We start from the raw sequence: 21,682 nt of genomic DNA on the forward strand, positions 1-21,682 counted from the left end.
AAAGAAAGCCCATTAACTTATAACAACGAGTTGATGGGCTTTTTAATTTGCTGTTGAACATCAATGACGGATTAATGATCAAGGTAAAGGTAATTCTGCCAACTCTTCATCCGAATAAGGACTTTACGCATAATAGAGACATGCTCAAAGCTATCGGAATAAACCGCAATTTCAACACTCGTACCACGTGGTAGATTATATTGTGAAATATCATCGGTAATACGCAATGTTACCAATGGACGCCCTTGACGACGTAGAGCGTCAGTACCGATTAGCGTACCTTGTGCTTGAATTTGGCTTTCCCCTATTGCAGGAAGAACACCGACGACTTCACCTTGGAATGTTTTACCAGGTAATGCCTTGAAAATGAAATCAGCTTTAAATCCCTTTTCTAAGCGTAGCAGTGAGTTTTGTCGAAAAGCACCGACAAAAAAATCTTCTTCTTGGTGAAGAAAGGTCATTACAGGGCGTAATGGTACTGGCACTGCCATCATACCGGGGCGTAAGGTAAGCTGTGTAACGTAACCATCTGTTGGCGCTGTTACAACGGTTTCCTGAAGGTTGAATTGTGCTTTGGTTAATAGTGCACGAATTTGGGCAACCTTGGTGTTATCTCCCATTATTTCTGATTCAAAAGCCAGTTTTGCGCGGCGCTCTTCAGCTTTTGCTGCTTCCAATGACGCTTCTGCACTTAAGTAGAATTGGCGACGGTTATCAACATCTGATTGAGTAAATGCGCCTTTTTTATAGCCTTTTTCATAACGTTTGAATTGCTGTAACGTACGATCGCGTTCGGCTTTGGCTTTAAATGTTGTTGCTTGAGCAGCTTTATATGAAGCCTCTAGCCCTAACACCAATTGTTTTGCTTCGGCTAGCGAGGCTTGTTGTAAATTCACTTCTGCTTGAAAAGGCGTTGGGTCTAGTTTGAATAATACCTCCCCTTTTTTCAGTAGCACATTAGCTGTTACAGGTACTTCAATAACTTCACCTCGAACACCTGGAACAATAGGCGTTGTAACATAATATTGACCGCCAAGTGCCGTATGAGGGTGGTTATAGTTCATTAATAGAATCAGTGTGCCAACTAATGCAATGCCACCTAATACCGCTGTCGGTACAGTCCACTTGTTTAATGGGATTTTAAATATTTTAAATACAGCAATACATAATGCGGTATAGGTAAGAATAAGTAGTAAATCCATTAGATATCCTCCCCTTGTTGTGCTGCTTGAGCTGGTGGTCTTTTCGCTTGTGCTACTTCAAGCTGAGCCACTTTTTCAGTCAATTTTTCGACTTGTTCGGTTAATTGCCCTATTTCATGGTGAAGTTCACTTTGCTCGTTTTGAATTTTAGTAAAACCCCAGCCACGATCTTCTCTCCATAATGTGGACCAAATCCATAAGAAAGGCCATATAGCGTGTAATGTGAACAAGCTTACCCATCCTGCATAGTGGATAGCATCTTGGTGAGGGTGATTACGTTTTTTAGAAATTTCATAAGGGATATCGTGTATTGCAATGACGCCATAAAAAATGACGATAGCAACAAAGAAAAGTAACCCTAATGCGAAATAGTCGAGAAACATCCGTGCTCCTTAAAGTCTCTATTTGCAATGTAACGCTGGTAAGCCATAAGTTGTAACGTTGTTTAGCCTTGATTATTAACGTAATTTGTTAATAAGTTAACATTAACATCACAGTTGCATATATTGTAGTTCTAAATGATCTTTTATTCTGAAAAAAACAGATAAGTCATTGTCTTATAAGATTTCACATCAACATGACGCTTATTGTTATAAGCGAAATGAAAGATTATTCGGTAGGTTTTTTAACTCTTTTCTTCTTACAGAAGAATCACGCATTAAATTCAGTATTTTGTGCTTCAGAATTAGGAAACCATGCCGCTATAAGAGGTGAGTTACTTTTTTGTTTGAGGATGTATGCCAGATTTTATTATGTGGTTAGGATTACTTGTAGTGCCACTGATTTGGGGAGTGGTCAGGTATTCCTTTGTGGTGAAAAAGAAAGAAGAGCAAGCGAAGCAACAAGCATTGAAAGATGAAAGATACCGATTAGTTTTAGAAAAAGCGAAGATCGCAGAGCGAGAAGAAAAAATGTTTAAAGCCCAGACGGGCCATATACTCAGTCAGCTTTCGCTCGGTAAAGAATATGAATTGACCAATATTCGTGAAGCGCTTAATTGGTATAACAAAGCCGCTGTTTTAGATAATGATATTGGCCAAAATGCAATGGCACGATTGAGCCGTGCTGATATTGATGATCCGGATGGTGAAGCTAAATCTTTGTACTGGGAGGCGGTGGTAAAAGCAAAACGTAAAGATGAAGAGGCTTTGTTTACGTTGGGAAAAATTCTCATTCAAGGAAGTGGTGTTGAGCCTGATATTGGATCGGGTATTGAAAAGATCATTGCATCTGCCGAGATGGAATATGTTCCCGCGCAGCTATTTTTAGGGGATTGGTACGTTGCTGAGTCTAATTCGCTAAAAGAACCGCACAGTGCATTTATTTGGCGTTTACGAGCTGCAAAAAACAATGATATTAAAGGATTTATTAAAACGGCTTACTGTTACCAAAGTGGCATTGGGATCGAAAAAAATCGGATCTATGCTATTTATTGGTTAGAGCGAGCAGCTGAACAAGGCAATAGTGAAGCGCAATATCTAGCTGCTCAAATGCATTTAGGGTCAAACGCGAATGATGCTGCGGTAGCCTATATATGGTTTTCGATTGCTTATGCGTCGGGTTATAAAGATGCAAAACAAAGCCGCGATGAAGTGGTGCAACATATTGGTATCGAGTCGATTTTGAATATCCAGAACGTTGCTAAGTCAATATATAAAGCTTTACGCGAACAACCTGTTGCGTCACATTCTTTGATTCACCTTCTTGATCAGGTTTACGGGCGAGATGGTTATCAACCAACAGATGAAGAGCTGAATCAAATAATATCGGGCTGTACTGTGTCAGGTAATGTGTTACCGGAGACTGAACCAACGAAAGAGATTGTTACTGATATTCCGATTATTCCCATGTTTGCAGCTGAATCAGTAAAATCTAATGCTAATGTAACAACTAGTGCTGTGGTAACAAAGAGTGTTGCAGTAACAACGAGTGGGCAAGTAGCGGAAAAAAATGAGACAGCGACGAGCCAATACCAGCAGCAAAATTGGGCATCATCTTGGGATTCGTTAGCGAATAAAACTGAAGAGAAAGCAGCTTCTAAGTAGCAAGGTACGGTTATAAAGCGTGTGCTATTTGAATAACGTTCATATGATCAAGAGGCTCATTCTTCGAGCCTTTTGGTTTAGTCATTCAGCTTTCCCCTGATGGACGCTACGCTTAAATGTATTCTAATAACTGTGGCATTGCGTTGAGCTGTGTAACATTGGGATGTTCAATTTGTTCTGATTCTGGGGTTGCGAGAAAATGGAAAGTGCGAATATCTGCGTTAATGCCAGCCATTACGCCAGTTATCGTATCGTCAACGAAAATACATTGATGGAGTGGGATACCCATATTCATTGCCGCAAGATGAAGTAAATCAGGTTCAGGTTTCCAACTGTTTGCTTCGAAGGCACTATATAGCTTCCCATCAAAATATGGAAGTAAGCCTGTTAAACCCAATATGTGCTCAATTTTATGAACAGGAGCATTCGACGCGATACACATTTCATAATTATTGTTCGTCAGAGTGGCTAATAACTCAGGTACACCTTGTATGGGTTGTAAGCCCTTTTCAAATAGCTGATTACATTCTTGACGATATATCGGTTCAAGTACATCGAGAGAAATCGTTAATCCAGCACGTTTGCAGGTTTCAGTTAGAATATCAGCCATCTTTCCACCTTGGAAATGACGCATACAATCGTCAAGGTCGAGTGTTACACCAAACTTGGCAAAAATATTGACTAATGCTTGATTACATAGCTTTTCACTATCAACTAATGTGCCATCGCAATCAAAAATAACACACTGAATAGGCCTTTCCTTTTTCATGCTACATGCTCCTAATTTCATCTCCTATATACTGTTAATACAGCAAAAAAGTTTCTACAAGATGTATATAAGTATTTTGTTATCTTTAACCATTTTAATCGGAAAGTTTGCGATATTGAGCAATTAAAATATTCGTTTCAATATAAAGAATTATCGACGATTTATATCAATGTGAGATATTGTCGTTGCGAGTAACATACTATACTTTTTAACAAAAGCAGATAAAGGCAGTGTTGTCGTTTTATTGTGTTATGAACATAGAGTTGTTCTTATCAGAAAGTGCCAATAAAAAAGTGCATAGATAAGGTTCTAGTCAAAATGCAATAAGGGGGCCGCGAACAATTAGGGTGTTTCTATGTCTTCAAAATCATCTTCTACCATCTTTTCCACATGGATTGGTGGCTACGAAATAAACAAGCATGTTACCAATCCCAATATCGAAGTGGGTGACTTCACGTATTATTCTGGTTACTACCACGATAAGCACTTTGAAGATCAATGTGTACGTTACTTACTCGGAGATAGCTCTAGCCAGACTGTATGGGAATCAGGGGTGTTCGGTGATGTCGATAAACTGATCATCGGTAAATATTGTTCTATTGCATCTGGTGCAACGTTTATGCTGGCTGGTAATCAAGGGCATCGGCACGAGTGGGTATCGTCTTTTCCTTTTGATTACGAGGTTTTTGGCGATAAAGTAAAATCTGGCTTCGAGCTTGCTGGTGATACCATTATTGGCAACGATGTCTGGATAGGCAGTGAATGTGTCATTATGCCTGGCGTAACAATTGGTGATGGTGCCGTTATTGGCGCACGGGCTGTGGTGACGAAAGATGTTGAACCATACACCATTGTTGTTGGTAATCCCGGTAATGCAGTGAAATCCCGTTTTACTGAATCCCAAATTGAAATGCTGCTTGAAATGAAGTGGTGGGATTGGCCGATTGAAGTGCTGCAAGCCAATATGGATTTGATGTGCAGTTCTGATATTGATGGTTTATATCGGCGGTTCCTTCAGTTTCAGGATATGTTAAAAAGCACTGATGAATAGATGTGGGAATAATATACTAAGCTACCTCAAGGTTCTTACTGAAACGAGCATCTTGAAGTCACTTGGGTATAGGGCATGGTACGGTTGATTGGAACAATACCATGGCCCTATTTTTAATTTCCTGCTGTTTATTTCACGCATTGCAATCAGCGCATATTAACTGTGCTTCACCTGCTCGCTGTCGAGTACTTTTATTTTGTGATGCGCCAGCTCTTTCTTGGGTAATGTTGTTTGCGTTTTGTTGTGTACATTCACATGTATCCCATCGTGTGTCATCAGTTGATCGGGCGGTAAATTTGACGGATCCGCATCTAAATTAATGGTCGGCTTCACCAGAGCATAGTCCATAATATTACGCGCAATTGGTGCCGCATATTTACCCCAGCCAGCATTTTCTAGCACAATAGCCACTAATACCTTCGGGTGGTTCAATGGCGCAAAACCTGTAAACAGAGCATGGTCACGAAGGTGTTCTGCCACCTCTTTCGAGTTGTATTTCTGGCCTTTTGCTAAACCAAATACCTGGCTGGTACCAGTTTTACCACCCGCTTCATATGCCAAGTTTTTAAACAGCTTACGTGCAGTTCCCGAAACTATTACGCGGTGCATGCCTTCTTTCGCTAAATCCCAATTCTGCTTTTTCGCTTCACTGATACGTGGGTAATCTTTGAACAGCACAGGTTCAAATTGCCCACCTTCCATTACAGCTTTTAACAAATGTGGGCGATGTACCACGCCTTCATCTGCGACCACAGCAGTCGCTTTCGCAATCTGCATCGGTGACGCTGTCCAATAGCCTTGTCCGATACCAACCGGAATGGTATCGCCTTGATACCAGGCTTGGTGGTAATGAGCATGCTTCCATTCTCGGGTTGGCATATTGGCGGTACTTTCTTCGTTGATATCAATGCCTGACGGTTCACCATAACCGAATTTGTTCATCCATATCGATAAACGGTCGATCCCCATGTCATACGCTACTTGGTAGAAGAAGGTATCGACAGATTGTTCGATCGCTTTTACGACATTCACTTCACCGTGCCCCCAACGTACATCATCGCGGAATTTACGGCTTTTCGAATGAGGAATACGCCACCAACCAGGAAAATTGCGTGTGGTGTTTGGCGAAATTACCCCTTCACTTAACGCAGCTACGGCAATCTGTGGCTTTACTGTCGATCCCGGTGGGTACACGCCCAATGTCGTTCGGTTCAATAATGGGTGATCAGGGTCATTCAGCAATGCATTGTAGCGCTTCGATGATATGCCATGCACAAACAAATTCGGGTCGTAACTTGGGCTAGACACCATCGCCAATACCGAATTATCACGTGGGTCTAACACTACGATTGAGCCTCGGCGGTGATAATCTTCCATCTTGTGCGTGATCGGGTTTTCTTTTTTGATGGTTAGTTGTTTGTTTGCGTATAACTGCAAGCCTATATCTATATTCAATTTGATATCTTGACCCGAAATAGGCGCGACATAATCGAGTGTTCGTACTACGCGGCCGCGACTATCAATTTCGACTTTCTCGTAACCCGATTGACCGTGTAACGTGTCTTCGTAATAGCGTTCAATTCCTAACTTACCGATGGTGCGTGTTGCTTTGTAATTGGTGTACTTCTCTTCTTCTTTTAGACGGCGAATATCACGGTCATTAATTTTACCGACGTATCCCAATACATGTGTTAGGTTCGCACTGTACGGGTAATAGCGTTCAAGGTAAGCATCGACATCGACTCCATCATAGTGAAATTGATTCACCGAAAACTCGGCAACTTGTACTTCACTCATCTGTTCAATTAAAGTAACCGGGCGGGTGCGCAACGTTCGGTGCATGGCTTTTTGGAATTGAGCAATGTCGCTCTCGTTCAAGCCTAATAAGCTTTTTAACGACGCTAAGGTCGCGTCTATATCGTGCACTTTCTCGGGCACTAATTCGAGGGAATAGACTGGCGTATTCTGCGCCAATAACACCCCGTTACGATCGTAGATACGACCACGGTTTGGCTCAACAGGAATGACTTTGATACGGTTATTATTGGAACGCGCTTGATATTGGCTGTGGTTTTTAACTTGTAAATGGTAGAGGTTGGTAAGCAATACTCCTACACCGACAAGCATAAATAGGAAAGCAGTAATGGCGCGGCGAGTAAACAGCGCCATTTCGGATTGGTGATCTCTGATTTTTACTTTTACTTTTTCTTTCGACATAACAACGCTTTATGATTGAGAGGCGACCACAACTTTGCCTTCTATACATGAGACGTTTATTAGCAGGATCTGACGGAGTGAATATGGCGTTTATCTATTCGTTTAAGCTTATACCTACGAGAACATCAGGTTTAGCTCGAACTCTATTGATTACGCGCGTTACAACCCAACATTGTAGACAGCGAACCTGATGTAAGTCACTCTAACCCACACGTTAAAACTGCAAACTAAGATGCTGAAATCATAGCGCTTGGCGTCATTGCGTCTGTAGGGATTCAGCTTCTTCTTTACGCTTATAATGGCGGCTAGTGCCGTTGTTCCCAACATTTTTGAAGTGCTAATTCCAATGGAGTGTGTGTTATTTCACTATTATTGATTTGCGGGAAGGTGTTATGAGGACACATCCCTCCTTGTTGCCATAATGTCCGTGCCTTTAAAAAACCCCTAAATAAGGGGGAAAATAAGGCGATAAATTCCATTATTGTCCAATGTAAAGGAGTAACGATTACTGGCTTTCCACTGCTTAACGCTAGGCAGCGTGCGATATCATTAATGCTCGCGGTATGCCCTGAATAATAGAGCGTATCGAAAGTGTTAAACTCATGCTGTTGATGGGTAACGATGTGGACCAAATTTTTAGCGAGGTCGGGCAAATAGGTCCAATGATGTTTCATGGCTTTTTCGCTAGGTGATTGCAAAAGAAGTTGATGCTCAGTTTCTTTTACTAGCATGCCTAGGTAACACTTTCTACGCGTAAAACCGAGTGTATGTCCACAGCCCATAACTAACACCCTTACACCAGATTGGCTTGCATGGTATAGCCTGTTGTGCAGTTTATGTGGTAGTGCAATTTTAATAGGCTTTTTTTGATGCCAAAAAGCAAACGAGGGAAGTTGATTTTGTTTAATGTGGTATTTGTTTGTTGTGATGATTAATTGGAGGTTAAAAAACTCCGCTAATTGAATGATTTGTTCTAACGGAAAGATAAGGTTGTCGCGTTGATTAGTATTGGTCTCTGGTTGATGAATAAAAATAGCATCAACATCTTCGACTAGATCATAAAGAAAGTCTAAATCAGTATGAGTGAGTTCGACCAATGTTAAATTACCAAGAACTGGCGCATTAGTTTCGTTTTCCTTGATTACCCCCATAACCTCCCAATGTTGTTCTATTAATGCTTGGCAAAGGTGCTTACCCATTTCCTCACAGACACCAAAGACTAATGCATTTTTCATTCAATATCCTCATCTATGCGAGTTACCTCATCTATTTAATTAAGCAGTCTGTCGTGGATTAACGATATAGTAAACCTACAATAAAGTATGGTGGATATACGAATATGAATAGCATGGAATGAGGCAGTATTCGGATATTTCTAGCAGTGGCTGAACATGGAAGTATGTCTGCTGCTGCGCAAGTTGTGGGAATGTTTCAACCGACGATAAGCCGTCAAACTCTGCTTGTAGAGAAGGAATAAAAGACGAATTGCAGTAGGATCTTGGAATCAAGCGATAGAGGTTATTCTAACTTTAATTTCTAAGCGTGAAATATATCGTAAATCAATTAAAAATAGAGTTATTACTCTTTCTTATCTTGTTGTTTTTCATTGTGGTTTATAGTTCATAAAAAATGATTAAAAACTAAAGTGTTTATCTGTTTTAATTGATGAAGAATAAATGGCAAGCATATAAACAGACATAATTTTTTGCTCTGGGAATCTCCCAAGGCTTTTTGACGGTAGAGTAAAATGAAAAATATTATTTCAAAAGTAGAAGTTCTTAAGAACATTGGTATTAAATTTGATGAGGAAAATGTTAAATCTTGCCTTGTTCATTACGAATTAAAAGGCAAAATCAGAGAAGTACTTAGCCTTGCTGAAGAGTTAGGTTTGGATATTACGAAAGATAAAACCAAATCTAGTGTGTCTGTTGTTGTCAGTAATTTTTCAGATATAGATGGTTGTCGAAAAAAGGTGTTAAACCAGGTGTATCAAGAGCAAACACCGTTGATTATTGCAACTTTGAAAACAACAAACATTTTTAAAGAAATACTGTTCACATTAGGTGAAGCAGTTGACCGAACAAAATATTACAAGTAATGACTATGCCTCTTATTATGAATAAAGAACGATTAACAAAACTAATTTCATCAGCAAAATTTTATGAACTCAATTTACATGATGACAATATTAAAGCGTGTTTGATTGCAGTGTATATGTATGAAGATTTTAATGATGAACACCTAGATTTTACCTTAATGGAAGCTTACCGATCTCAGCCGACAGTGTTTATTGGAGCACTTCGCAAAACAAAGGAATTTCGTTGTTGCCTTGAAGTCCTCAATCGCGAAATTGAATAAGTCATAGAATTATGTCGTGACTAGGCATGAATATGATCGTGTTGTTATTAGCTCTAGATTTGGTGGCGCTTGGGGGCATTAAGATCGGTTGAGAAAGGAAACGTTGGTGTCATTATCAGCAGTGAAATTCAAGCAGATGATGAAACCCGTGTATAAATAGTTTGTTATGGTGAACATCATGATACTGCTTGGTTAATGACAGCCAGTGTCTCTTTGACGAACAAGCAGAAAGAGCAATGTTACGTTTTTCTTTTAAATATAAGTAATAGTAGTCAGTGAAATTAATATGAAAGTTGTGTTCGATAAAATAGAAGAGTATCAAGAAATCACAGGGCAAGAAGGTGACCATATTGATGAATTAAAATTATATGTGAAATGCTATTTTATAAAAGGTAAATTCTTTAACGACCAAGATAAGGCGATGTTATCTCAAGGCATTCTAAAAATGTTGCAGTGTGAATTTAAATTTTGTGAATTAACATTTAATTATGATGGTCTTGATATAATTACGGATATAAATAATATCATTGTGCGTAATGTTCTTGTTGCATAGTGTAAACTTTAAGCTAGACATCATCTTGTCATTATATGGTGTCTTTTTTTATGAGAAAGAAAAGTGGTTGTATTTACATTTGATTCAGTGGATTTAATTTGTTCGATGTTATTAACTGTTAACAACATCGAAAAAGCAGCAATATTTTATAATGATGGTAAGAAACTTTGCAAAGTCGTTGGTTTTGATGTTGTTAATGATGATTTTGAAGTTAATGGTATGAGTGTGGAGTATGAGCGTCAATATGTTCTTTCACTGTTGGATGGCAGTACTCTAAGGGTAAGATTAATAGGAGATACGATGGTGGTTGAGTCTTAAAATATAACTTTATCACCAAATTTCAGATACTGACCGCTAATGCGGTTCACTTCACAGATGCTCCGGAATGACCGCAAGACAAACCTTGAGTTTTGCGGTTATCTTTTTCTATCTGAATCACAGTAAACGTACTCACGGCTAGCATTAAGCAGGTTAACCTCACGATAAAGACCGATTTTTCATTTCAGACTCAAGCTGGCGGCGAAATCCCCCCCAACCTTGATAAAAAATAGATTCGTTAGCCCTGATTTAGCCGCTACGGTCTTGCCATATATTTAGCTTCTTTATTTTATATTTCAGTGTGGTGGTGTTGCTAACAGATAATATGACACTTAAAAAAAACTTTTTTATCAAATAACATGATGTCGACATTATTACTATCAAAGTTGTTACTTATCGTTTTTGTTAACCAAATAAGGCTGAAAGAAAGAGATAAAACTAAAATGAGAAATAGGGTCATGGTGATAATTTTCTGTTTCATTCTTAGTAAGACCTTAAATGATAATGTTGAGATATAAATTTCATTTGATGACGTTGTGTCAGTCGCTGTTCAAGCATACTTAGATTTGAGTACTTTTTTGATATCGAAAACAGTGGTAGCAAGAGATGTAATTACTCATTTGAGATCTTGGTTTTAGTGAAGGCAGTGATGCTACCATCTAGGGATGGCAGCATTCTTTTCGCTATTACAGCACGCTTAATGCTGCGTCGTAATTGGGTGCATCAGTGATCTCACTGACAAGTTCGGTGTATAGCACTTGCCCTATTTCATTGAGAACAATCACGGCACGTGCGGTTAAACCAGACAACGGCCCTTCACCAATACATACGCCATAATCTTTCGCAAATTCGTTTGAGCGAAAGCAGCTTGCCATCATTACGTGTTCAATATTATTCTGCTCATTGAATCGACTGGTTGCGAATGGTAAGTCTGCAGAAATGCCTAGAATTACAATATCGGTATGCTCTGTTGCTAATTCATTAAATTTAATGACACTGTTTGCACAAACTGGCGTATCAATACTTGGGAATATATTTAAAATAACTTTTTTCCCAAAAAATTGGTTGAGTGTTATATCTGTTAAGTCGTTACCACACAGAGAGAATGATGGTGCATTCTCTTTGATTTCTGGTAATTGACCTGTGAGCGGTACGGAATTTCCTGTGAAAGTGACTGTAGTCATTTTATGATCTCTTTTTTATAATAATGGGTGGTTAGATGTATTGTTTTGCAATTGTAATCGCTTTTGTTAAATCAGGTGTTGTAGTCAACTCAGGTACACGTTGGATATGACGGATGATGTTATTCTTATCTACAACAATGATGGTGCGGGTCAATAAGCCGATACCAGCAATTTGTGTACCTGTTTTTTGACCGAAGCTATGCGATACGGCATCTGATAAGAAAGTAATTTGCTTGTTGATCTCGGCAGCTTTGGCAAAGCGAGATTGTGCAAATGGTGTGTCAGCACTGACAGCTAAGAAATCAATACCTGAAGTATTGTTAGCATTCAGGTAGTCGCTTAGTTCGTGCAGTTGCTCATCACATACAGGGGTATCGACAGAAGCAATGATGTTGTAGATGCGTATGTTCTTTGATGGTGCTGTTGTATCGAAATCACTAAGGTCATTTTGTTTAAGCATAATGCTCGGCATCATATCGCCAAGTTTAACCGCGTGACCAGTCAGTTGTAATGGGGCTGTTTCAAGTGTGACGGTATTACCGATGCCTAATGGTGCAGAATCGGTGACAGTACTGAATTGATTGGCTGCAAGCGTTGCTGTTGATAAAAAGCAAGCTATTAAAGCAGATAAGGTTGTTTTTTTCATTGATTATAACTCTTATTGTTGTTAGCAGAATAAAAAATCCTACTTTCGAATTTAATTAACGTATTACTTTATTAATGATTTGAACGCAGCACTATAATCAGGCTCATCAAATAGGTGACTAATAAGTTCATGATGTTGAATCTTACTTTTTTCATTAATACAAATAACAGCACGTGCTGAAAAACCAGCGAAAATAGAGTCGGAAATTAAGGTGTTGTAATCATGCATAAAGATTGGTGAATGGTAGCATGATGCAAATTTAATATAATCTAACCCTTCGGATTCAATAAATCTAATAAGTGCAAAAGGAGTATCGATTGATACACACAGTACGGTAATGTCTGTTATATATTTAAACCTCATTGCCCATAAGTTGAACTCTCGAATAGTGTTGGCACAAAGAGTTGAGTCCACGCTAGGAAATGTATAAATAATCAGCTTATTTCCTTCAAAGTGCTCAAGTGTAACCGGTGAAAAGTGAACGCTTGTTAATGAAAACTGTCGAGCCTGTTCGCCAATATTAACCGGCACACCTGTTATTGCTATTGATGCGTTTTTATAAGAAATATAATTCATTTAAATACTTAGTGTTACGCTAGTAATAAACCAACATGTGTTATTTGCTTTGGAGCTAATATATTGAAATATCATCGCTTTTAATAATTAACTTTTCATAATTTTAAAATGCCAATAGAATCATTAATATAGAGAGGAGTTATAACTCTAAAGTGTTTTTTTTGTGACTGGTATCATAAAAAAGCGCTTTTTTTCATTCCATGAATTAAATGTTCATATGATAAATGTCATTATTTATAGACATAAATGCTCAAGCTTGCCTGTTAAAACAGCAGTCAATAGGTGCCCTGGTGCATATTAATTGTGATTATTTATTATTGATTAGTGTTTTATTGTTGGTTTGTGTATGATTCTTTCAAATAGTTACATATAATGAAAAGCCATAACATATAGAGAAAATTATGTGGATATTTCATCCTCATCAACGTGAACAGCTCCATAACTCAAAGCTTAATGTTTATAAACGTATTAAATCGACAGATTGTCAAATTTTAAAACTATTGGTTAAGCATCAAGGTCAATTAGTCAGTAAAGACGTACTAAATAATAATGCTTGGGAAGATAGGATCGTTTCAGATGCAAGTTTAACGCAAGCAATAGCACAACTACGATTAACACTCGGGGATAGTGGGAAAGAGCAAAAAATAATAAAAACACTACCTCGGAAGGGCTACATGCTAATTGAGGGGCATGTTGTTTTTTCTGACGATTATGACAAAACAGCAAAGTCGACAACGAGCACTTCATTAAGTCAGAATGAGGTGAAAGTTCACGTTAAAACAGAAGATGATAATAAGACTGAGGCAAAAATAATTCAAAACATTCATTTTTTATACCAATTAAATTGGTGGCGCAGAATGAATGTTTTTTTTATCTTAATTATTTTACTGTTTGCTTCTTTTTTCTATTACCGTTTAGGGAATGTTATGATTCAGCGATGGTCACTAGAGCCAAATACGTGGAATATAACAGACGTCGGTGGTACAACGTATCATTACGATAACCATGGTGGTAGTGAAATATTGTATAAACAGGTTGTTAGCAAGTTAAACCAGCATATTACCGATCTATTTATTTCAAAGAACCCTGGCCAGTTCTATGTATCGTGTATTTATCGTTGCGTAAAACTCAACGAACAATCCGTTAAAAACCTCTCTTTTTCTATGGATTATTCTTTCCTTGATATGCGGAACATCATTAATGAACAATGTCGCTAAATACACACTGGTATTGTACTGCTTAGGAGCATTGTGTGGAGCGGTGTACTTGTTAGGTTCAAATGAGTTATTTGTGAGTAAAGTAATTAATAACCGTACGAACCCGATAGTTTTTAGTGAAGGAGTTGCCTATGGTAAAAATAGTGTCAACCGTTATCGTGAAGTGCACTCTATCCTTCGTTTATTCTGGGGAATGCACAGCATGAAATCGACTGTTTTATCTTCAAACTCTGATGATAAGGCATATAACCAATCGTATTCGATCCATTTTTTAAGCAGTAACTTGTTTTCAGTATCGATGAGCGCAGGCAATCAAAAGAAACGGTCTAGTTTGGGGGCAGATCTCTCAGAAGCCCATTTAAATGTATACCCACGAGACGAGGTTTTTCAGATCGTAAAGAAAACGTCGGCACTTATATGTTACTCAAGCTTGAGTACATCAGCTGTAGATTGTGTACAATTTGTAAGATGATTCCTGAAATTTATGGTGAAAATATTATCACCGTACTATTGTTCGACATGTGACTGTATGTAAATTCAAACTTGTTGTACAAATGAAATTTTCGTCTTCATAGGCAATTTTGATAAATTCATAACGTGGAAAAGATCGTTGATTAACCTTAAAAATATCCTTCTCTATCATCGAATCGTAATTATTATTAGTGAGAGTCAGAGAGGAGATTACGTCACTACCTAAAAATTTAATCGAATATGTATTGTTGTAAAGCTTCACTTCTCCCTTAGTGCTAATTGAGGCTTGTACTGTGGAAAATCCCCACAAATCCGTAATGATTGAATTAAGCTCTTTGTATGCATTACTATCACCATTAAGAAAGAGCTCCTTTTCTGAATAAAAAGCGGGAGAACCATACTGTTTTATTACTTCAGGACGGTTTGAAAAATTTACTATCACTAGAGTTAGAAAACAGAACAGAGAAAGAAAAATATAAATATATAGGATTATTTTAATTACATGCTTCACGTATTTTTCCTAGTATTAATTCAAACGGATAATTATCAGCAAACGAGATATTATATGCCTTATCTTGATTGTAAGTCTTGTTATAATAAATACACGAAAGATAAAACCTATCAGGATTTTTAAATATAAATATATGACTAATCGTGTCGGGGATATCATCTTTCAAATAAAGGTATAGTTTTTCACTTGCATTTCCTCTATCTAAATGAAAGTGGGTGTTATATTCCTTTTTTATTATCATTGATAAATTAACTAGCCCTTTCTTCTGATGAAAAATGTTGTATATGTTATAAAAATTAACCGTGGCAATAAATAAAAAAACAATGAGAAATGAATTCTTGATTTTATTGTTTACATATTTTCTGTAGAAAAATTTAATGCTTTCAATGCTCTCATTAAGTAAGAGCATGTTGGTGTTTTTTTCTATGTTAATAATGGTGTGGACGTTTTTTTCTTCAATATCAAATATTGAGGTAATTGATTGAATTAAAATAACATTACCAGGTAGTAGCATGTACCCTTCACGAGGTTTGGTTTTTATTATTTTTTGCTCTTTTCCACTATCTCCCAATAAAAATCGAAGTTGGGAGATTGATTGAGTAATGTTATTTTCCGATACGGGCCGCCCCCCCCATACCTCATGCATGATTAATTTTTTTGTGACATAGTGACCCTCATTACTTATCAGTAAATACAGAGTGTCTGACTCTGTAGATTTTATACGTTTTACTTTTCCTGTTACCACATGGATTAACTGATGGTAAGCTGTGGGGTTAAAATGCCACAAAATTTATACTCACTAATTTTTATACATTTATTTTAAGTAATTAATGTCACATGGAAAATGAAATTAAAAATGCAAACAATTATTTCACAATGTGAATAAAAAGTCGATTATTAACATATCTAGTGCCCTTACACCAGCTTGGCTTGAATGATTGTTCTAACGGAAAGAGAAGGTTGTCGCGTTGATTAGTATCGGTCTCTGGTTGATGAATAAAAATAGCATCACCATCTTCGACGAGATCATAAAGAAAGTCTAAATCAGTATGAGTGAGTTCGACCAATGTTAAATTACCAGGAACTGGCGCAGTAATTTCACTGTCCTTGATTACTCCCCATTTCCTCACAGACTAATGCATTTTTCATTCAATATCCTCATCTATGCGAGTTACCTCATCTATTTAATTAAGCAGGCTGTCGTGGATTAACGATATAGTAAACCTACAATAAAGTATGGTGGATATACGAATATGAATAGCATGGAATGGGACAGTATTCGGATATTTCTAGCAGTGGCTGAACATGGAAGTATGTCTGCTGCTGCGCAAGTTGTGGGAATGTCTCAACCGACGGTAAGTCGTCAAATTCTGGCGCTTGAAGAGCGAACTGGATTACATTTATTTGAACGTTCAACAAGTGGTTTAAAGCTGACACCAGTCGGTCGACAATTGCTAGAGTCAGCTAAAGATACAGCGCTAGGAGCAGAGCGTTTTTCTCGTCAGGTTAACGGTAGCTCAATTGAAGAATCGGGCAATGTACGTTTAGCAGTGAGTGAGTTATTTGGTTTTCATTTTTTACCTGATGCTTTAGCTGCATTTCACCGAATGCACCCTTTAATTAATGTTGAGTTGATTGTGTCGAATGAAAAAGTGAATTTAAATAAACGCGATGCAGATATTTCGATATGCCAGCAAAAGCCGGAACAGCCCGATCTTGTCGTCACGTATTTAATGAGCAGATCATTGGGTTTTTTTGCTCATGAATCCTATATCGATGATGTTGGTTATCCTAAAACACCAGATGACATTTATCGTGCACCGCATAGCGTTATAGGATTTGATAACAGCAATATGTATATTAACGAGGCTGAAAAATCGGGGCGTAATCTAACCAAAAATCAATTTACCTTTCGTACTGATAGTTACCAAATGCAACTTAATTTGATTCAAGCACAAGCTGGTGTTGCTGTTACGATTGCAGAAGTTGCTAAGAAAACGGCTGGCTTGATTGAAATGTTCGAAGATATCCCATTGCCTAATATTGCATGGTGGCTAGTTTGTCATCGAGATGTGCAGGTGAACCCTCGAATTCATCACTTAATGGTTTTTTTAAGAGAGTGGTTTCAAAAACAAGATGAAAAATTATAGAGAAATATACCTATTATATTACTTGCCTAAAGTGGTGGTTGCCATGTCACCTTTTCGTCCTACCTCCTTTTATATACCACGTTCAAATAAGACTTAGAGTACCTTCATTTTTGAACAACCAGAGTGTGCAATGCGTGAAATCACCCTTTTCTTGCATTAAAGGTGAATATTTATCGCATTCAATCTTAAAAATAATTGAAGCAAGGAAGATCCTTCGCTTCTTTTACTCAACTAAAGTTGAATGTTTGCTGGCATTTTGTTCGGATAATCGTCATTTACCCGATAAAAATTGATCTAAACCAGTATCGCTTAAATTTTTAGCCTCGAATCAAAACAAAAGTTGAGACTTTCAAAAAAAATTGAGTATGATGTGATTATATAAATAAAACGAAGATAATGCTGAACGGCACATTTTTCGTTGCAAAGTTTGATTGACGTGTGTTTGGACAGCATTTTGTCCTGTTTACCTTTTTTCTGATGAGATAACCATGAGCAATTCTTTAGTTCTTGTAATCAATTCTGGTAGTTCTTCACTTAAATTTGCATTAATCGATACGGTTAGTGGCGAAGCAACCTTAAATGGTCTTGGTGAGTGTTTTGGTCTTGCTGACGCAAACGTTAGCTGGAAAATCGACGGTAAGAAACATGAGTTTCAACTAAGCGATAATGGCAACCACCATAAGCAAGCAATTGACCGTATTGTTGCTTTACTTGAAGAGCAAGGTATTAAACAAGATATCGTTGCTGTCGGTCACCGTGTTGTACACGGTGGTGAGAAGTTTACTCAAACTGTCAAAATTGATGAAACTGTCTTACAGGAAATTGAGAATCTTAGCGATCTAGCACCGCTGCATAACCCTGCGCACGTTGTAGGTATGCGAGCTGCTATTGCTGCTTTTCCTGCATTATCTCAATATGCAGTGTTTGATACTGCATTCCACCAAACAATGCCTGCAAAAGCATATACTGGTGCAATTTCAAGCAAACTATATGATGACTACGGCATTCGTCGTTACGGTTTCCACGGCACAAGCCACTACTTTGTGAGCCGCGAAGCCGCGAAAGTTATTAATAAGCCGATTGAAAAAAGCAGCTTTATTTCAGTACACCTTGGCAATGGCGCATCAGTTTGTGCAATTAAAGACGGTCAAAGTGTTGATACAAGCATGGGCTTTACACCGTTATCTGGCTTAATGATGGGCACACGTTGTGGTGATTTGGATCCAGGCATTATTGAATTCTTGCTGAAAAAAGGTTGGTCTCCAGAGCAAGTATTTAAAGAGCTAAATTCTAACTCTGGCTTCTTAGGTGTATCTGGCTTAACAAGTGACTGTCGTGGTGTTATCGAAGCGATGGAAGAAGGTCATGTTGGTGCAACACTAGCATTTGAAATCTTCACTTACCGTGTAGCAAAATACATTGCCTCTTACATGGTGGCATTAGATGAATTAGATGGCATCATCTTTACGGGTGGAATTGGTGAGAATTCATTACCTATCCGTAGCCAAATTCTTAAGTCTCTTAAGATCTTTGGTTACCGTGAAGATGAAGCAGCAAATGCTGATGCACGTTTTGGGAAAGACGGTGTTATCACGCAGGCAAATACACCTCTCGCAATGGTTATTCCAACCAATGAAGAGTGGGTAATTGCTAAAGAATCTATGGCGCTTTTACACGCTTAATAGATTTTTCCAACCTTTTAAAGGTTGGTATTGCCAAGTTGCCTATGAACTTGGCAAAGCCCTGTTTGGAACGCAGGGATTACGGAACGGGAAAACGGCTCTGAGTGTATGCTCAGAGCCGTTTTTTTATCAACGGTAGTACAGCAATCCATCAAGAGAGATACATTTTATGATGTGGCTTCGAAGCTGGTTTTATGGAGGCTGTTAGCAAACTTTTTCACTACTACTTCACCGTTAGGCGCTGCTTGATACTGCCCTGCGTGAGCGGCGCTTCTATTCGCAGTTTTCACCGATTTTCAATCATGGTGATAGTGTAATTCTAGTGGGGGACAAAAAAGCGTGTGAACTCTTTGAAACGAGCCTCATATCGCTAATATGCTTTCACTCCCATTAATGAGTTAGCTGCTAAACTTACGACTCAGCCCCCTATTTCACTTTAAAAGACTCTTTGTATCGTTTGCTTTGGCGGCTTTTAGTTCATAGCTTTGAATCCGTGTGTTGAATGCTGTGAGAGGAATAGGCAAAAAAATCATGAAAGTGGGCTGGCTACCTACAATAGATGTCATAGGGCAAATAGCATACATCTCAAAGTAAGGTGAGTTATGGGAAATAATAATGAAAGTAAATTATCCCGCCGAGATTTTTTAAAAAATGCAGGGTTAGCTGCTCTGTCTACAGGTGTTGGAGGAAGTTTGGTTGGCTCCCAGCCTGTAAATGCTCAAACTGAACAAGCTGAAAGCAAGGGGATCTCCAAGCGGCCTAGTGGTGGTTCTTATAATATCCTGATGATTGTCACGGATCAGGAACGTCATATGGCATCCGACGAACTACCAGTAGGATATCAATTGCCGGGGCACCAACGTTTAGCCAAGCGCGGCGTTGTATTTGACAACCACCAAGTTGGATCGTGCGTATGCACCCCGTCACGCTCAGTGATATATACAGGGCAACATATCCAGAATAATGGCATGTTCGACAATACCAATTTTCCCTGGTCTGGCAGTATGTCGACAGATATCGATACTATTGGCGATTTGTTACGCAAGGAGGGGTATTACACCGCCTATAAGGGGAAATGGCACCTCACCGAAGAATTTGAAACTGCCAATGAACTACATTTCCCCCAAAAGATCCTCGTTGAAGAAATGGAGCAGTATGGTTTCTCCGATTATTTTGGGATCGGAGACATTATTGCGCATACTGAGGGTGGCTATTTGCATGACGAAGTCATCTCCGCGATGAGCCGAAGCTGGCTACGTGGCAAGGCAGAGCAGCTTCGTCAGGAAAATAAGCCATGGTTTCTGGCAGTCAACCTAATCAACCCCCACGATGTAATGTATTACAATACTGATCTTCCCGGTCAGGCACAGCACTCGGGAGGGGCGATGATGCGGATGAATCGAGAGCCGAATAACCCCCTCTACCAGAAAGAGTGGAACGTCAGTCTGCCTGAATCTCGCAGCCAACTTATTCAAGAAAAAGGGAGGCCCACCGCACATCTGGACTATATGCTATCCCGCGGTGCGATGGTTGGGGTCGTTCCCAATGTTGACGAGCGTTGGCAGCGCCTGAATAACTATTACCTTAACTGTATTAAGGATGTGGATAACAGGATAGTCGAAATATTGGATGAGCTGGATAACCTCGGTATTGCTGACAACACAATTGTTATTTTTACCGCAGATCATGGAGAGCTGGCTGGAGCCCACGGGTTATCAGGAAAGGGGGCTACGGCTTACCGTGAACAAAACAATGTGCCTTTTATAATTGCACACCCTGCCTTTGAAGGAAATAAGCGCTGTAAAGCTGTGACCTCACATGTGGATATAGCAACGACCTTGCTGAGTATCGCTCGGGGAAAAACGGCCTCAGTTAAAGATCTCCCAGGCAAAGATATAACGACCCTTCTCGGTAATCCAGAGGCGGCGGCAACCGATGCCCTTCGCGTCGGGGCATTGTATAACTACAATATGTTGGCTTATTTGGACGCAGCATTCTTTACCAGCATTAATAAATTCTTTGCTGAAGGAGGGAAGCCAGAGGAGATCGCCAACCAAGGCTTTCGACCAAATTTAAAAAAACGCGGTGCTATTCGCAGCATCTGCGATGGGCAATACAAGTTTAACCGTTATTTTTCTCCTCTTGAGCATCATATACCACGCTCTATTGAGCAATTGTTCGCATATAACGATATTGAGCTGTTCGATCTGAAAAACGATCCGCTAGAAAAGAAAAATCTCTCTCTTGATTATCAGAAATACGGTGATCTCATCCTAACGATGAACAATAAACTTAATTTACTCATAGAGCAGGAAGTGGGAGAAGATATAGGGCAGATGTTGCCGGGGGACGATGACGTTGGCTGGAGGCTCTCCCCTGACATAAAACATCTGAGACTGTAACAGTGTGCCAAAAATTTGTCAGTGCAATCATATTGATCACCCAGCCAATGAAGAGTGGGTAATACCAAATCCATTAATTATCTGATCAGTTCAGCGAGAGTTAAAATGTTTTTAGGCAAGGAGATAAATTGAGGATCTAGTTGCTCTAAGTTGAAATTTATTAACGCAGTATAAAAGTATTTTAAACTCGCCCAAAGGGAACACCACTGAAAGCCAACTTCTGTGTCTAGCGATTTCAAAAGAGAACCACTCTTCTATCAAACACTATCCTTGAACTTGACTCCCAGTGGTATTCTGAATGGGCAGATAATTAATGGAATTGGTATAATT

At 38.8% G+C, this 21,682-nt stretch carries 21 protein-coding genes; 11 read left to right on the forward strand and 10 right to left on the reverse strand.

Features of this window, described 5'->3' with window-relative positions:
• Window positions 1-71: 71 nt before the first annotated feature.
• Complete coding sequence (locus C9J47_RS01505) at window positions 72-1,202, reverse strand: HlyD family secretion protein (RefSeq protein WP_107251921.1); 1,131 nt, start codon at window positions 1,200-1,202, stop codon at window positions 72-74.
• On the reverse strand, window positions 1,202-1,585 hold the full coding sequence (locus tag C9J47_RS01510; protein ID WP_107251922.1) for a DUF3302 domain-containing protein: 384 nt from the start codon (window positions 1,583-1,585) through the stop codon (window positions 1,202-1,204). Before C9J47_RS01510 ends, C9J47_RS01505 begins: the two co-directional genes overlap by 1 nt.
• A gap of 354 nt (window positions 1,586-1,939) precedes the next feature.
• On the opposite strand from C9J47_RS01510, the gene C9J47_RS01515 reads away from it, so the two are divergent.
• Window positions 1,940-3,247 carry a tetratricopeptide repeat protein gene (locus C9J47_RS01515; protein ID WP_107251923.1) on the forward strand — a complete coding sequence of 436 codons (1,308 nt, stop codon included), beginning with the start codon at window positions 1,940-1,942 and terminating at the stop codon, window positions 3,245-3,247.
• Between the two features lie 112 nt (window positions 3,248-3,359).
• Here the strand turns inward: C9J47_RS01515 and yieH are convergent, their stop codons facing one another.
• Complete coding sequence (gene yieH, locus C9J47_RS01520; protein ID WP_107251924.1) at window positions 3,360-4,016, reverse strand: 6-phosphogluconate phosphatase; 657 nt, start codon at window positions 4,014-4,016, stop codon at window positions 3,360-3,362.
• Between the two features lie 355 nt (window positions 4,017-4,371).
• Here yieH and C9J47_RS01525 point away from each other — a divergent pair, with 355 nt between their 5' ends.
• Window positions 4,372-5,067 carry a CatB-related O-acetyltransferase gene (locus C9J47_RS01525; protein ID WP_107251925.1) on the forward strand — a complete coding sequence of 232 codons (696 nt, stop codon included), beginning with the start codon at window positions 4,372-4,374 and terminating at the stop codon, window positions 5,065-5,067.
• 156 nt (window positions 5,068-5,223) lie between these two features.
• Here C9J47_RS01525 and mrdA read toward each other — a convergent pair whose 3' ends face one another.
• A complete protein-coding gene (mrdA, locus tag C9J47_RS01530) occupies window positions 5,224-7,284 on the reverse strand; it encodes a penicillin-binding protein 2 (RefSeq protein WP_107251926.1) in 2,061 nt (686 codons plus the stop codon).
• 305 nt (window positions 7,285-7,589) lie between these two features.
• Entirely contained in the window at window positions 7,590-8,519 is a 930-nt protein-coding gene (locus C9J47_RS01535) for a Rossmann-fold NAD(P)-binding domain-containing protein (RefSeq protein WP_107251927.1), read from the reverse strand.
• A gap of 134 nt (window positions 8,520-8,653) precedes the next feature.
• Between C9J47_RS01535 and C9J47_RS27265 the strand changes: the two genes are divergently transcribed.
• The 5 genes from C9J47_RS27265 (at window position 8,654) to C9J47_RS01560 (ending at window position 10,513) form a co-directional block, all read left to right on the forward strand.
• Window positions 8,654-8,761 (forward strand): LysR family transcriptional regulator, encoded by a 108-nt coding sequence (locus C9J47_RS27265; protein WP_281258908.1) that lies wholly within the window; start codon window positions 8,654-8,656, stop codon window positions 8,759-8,761.
• A 270-nt stretch (window positions 8,762-9,031) separates the two neighbouring features.
• Entirely contained in the window at window positions 9,032-9,382 is a 351-nt protein-coding gene (locus C9J47_RS01545) for a hypothetical protein (protein ID WP_107251928.1), read from the forward strand.
• A gap of 17 nt (window positions 9,383-9,399) precedes the next feature.
• A complete protein-coding gene (locus C9J47_RS01550) occupies window positions 9,400-9,642 on the forward strand; it encodes a hypothetical protein (RefSeq protein WP_146150831.1) in 243 nt (80 codons plus the stop codon).
• A gap of 286 nt (window positions 9,643-9,928) precedes the next feature.
• A complete protein-coding gene (locus C9J47_RS01555) occupies window positions 9,929-10,195 on the forward strand; it encodes a hypothetical protein (RefSeq protein ID WP_107251930.1) in 267 nt (88 codons plus the stop codon).
• Window positions 10,196-10,258: 63 nt separating this feature from the next.
• Entirely contained in the window at window positions 10,259-10,513 is a 255-nt protein-coding gene (locus C9J47_RS01560; protein ID WP_107251931.1) for a hypothetical protein, read from the forward strand.
• A gap of 686 nt (window positions 10,514-11,199) precedes the next feature.
• On the opposite strand, the gene tpx (C9J47_RS01565) is transcribed toward C9J47_RS01560, so the two are convergent.
• The 3 genes from tpx (C9J47_RS01565) to tpx (C9J47_RS01575) all read right to left on the reverse strand — a co-directional run bounded on the left by tpx (C9J47_RS01565) (window position 11,200) and on the right by tpx (C9J47_RS01575) (window position 12,919).
• Window positions 11,200-11,697, reverse strand: coding sequence for a thiol peroxidase (tpx, locus tag C9J47_RS01565; RefSeq protein ID WP_107251932.1), 498 nt, complete (start codon window positions 11,695-11,697; stop codon window positions 11,200-11,202).
• Window positions 11,698-11,728: 31 nt separating this feature from the next.
• Window positions 11,729-12,343, reverse strand: a complete 615-nt coding sequence (locus C9J47_RS01570; protein WP_107251933.1) for a redoxin family protein — start codon at window positions 12,341-12,343, stop codon at window positions 11,729-11,731.
• Window positions 12,344-12,406: 63 nt separating this feature from the next.
• A complete protein-coding gene (gene tpx / locus C9J47_RS01575; protein ID WP_107251934.1) occupies window positions 12,407-12,919 on the reverse strand; it encodes a thiol peroxidase in 513 nt (170 codons plus the stop codon).
• Between the two features lie 401 nt (window positions 12,920-13,320).
• Here tpx (C9J47_RS01575) and C9J47_RS01580 point away from each other — a divergent pair, with 401 nt between their 5' ends.
• Window positions 13,321-14,136 (forward strand): winged helix-turn-helix domain-containing protein, encoded by an 816-nt coding sequence (locus C9J47_RS01580; protein ID WP_107251935.1) that lies wholly within the window; start codon window positions 13,321-13,323, stop codon window positions 14,134-14,136.
• Between the two features lie 965 nt (window positions 14,137-15,101).
• On the opposite strand, the gene C9J47_RS01595 is transcribed toward C9J47_RS01580, so the two are convergent.
• Together C9J47_RS01595 and C9J47_RS01600 are read right to left on the reverse strand one after the other, a co-directional pair.
• Window positions 15,102-15,905 (reverse strand): winged helix-turn-helix domain-containing protein, encoded by an 804-nt coding sequence (locus tag C9J47_RS01595; protein ID WP_170107411.1) that lies wholly within the window; start codon window positions 15,903-15,905, stop codon window positions 15,102-15,104.
• A gap of 79 nt (window positions 15,906-15,984) precedes the next feature.
• Window positions 15,985-16,248 carry a hypothetical protein gene (locus C9J47_RS01600; protein WP_245903245.1) on the reverse strand — a complete coding sequence of 88 codons (264 nt, stop codon included), beginning with the start codon at window positions 16,246-16,248 and terminating at the stop codon, window positions 15,985-15,987.
• 123 nt (window positions 16,249-16,371) lie between these two features.
• Between C9J47_RS01600 and C9J47_RS01605 the strand changes: the two genes are divergently transcribed.
• From C9J47_RS01605 to C9J47_RS01615, 3 genes are all read left to right on the forward strand, one after another.
• Window positions 16,372-17,268, forward strand: a complete 897-nt coding sequence (locus C9J47_RS01605; RefSeq protein WP_107251939.1) for a LysR family transcriptional regulator — start codon at window positions 16,372-16,374, stop codon at window positions 17,266-17,268.
• A gap of 488 nt (window positions 17,269-17,756) precedes the next feature.
• Entirely contained in the window at window positions 17,757-18,950 is a 1,194-nt protein-coding gene (locus C9J47_RS01610; protein WP_107251940.1) for an acetate/propionate family kinase, read from the forward strand.
• Between the two features lie 602 nt (window positions 18,951-19,552).
• Window positions 19,553-21,352 (forward strand): sulfatase-like hydrolase/transferase, encoded by a 1,800-nt coding sequence (locus tag C9J47_RS01615; protein ID WP_107251941.1) that lies wholly within the window; start codon window positions 19,553-19,555, stop codon window positions 21,350-21,352.
• Window positions 21,353-21,682 lie beyond the last annotated feature (330 nt).

The organism is Photobacterium indicum (assembly GCF_003026215.1).
GTDB classification, from domain to species: Bacteria; Pseudomonadota; Gammaproteobacteria; order Enterobacterales; family Vibrionaceae; genus Photobacterium; species Photobacterium indicum.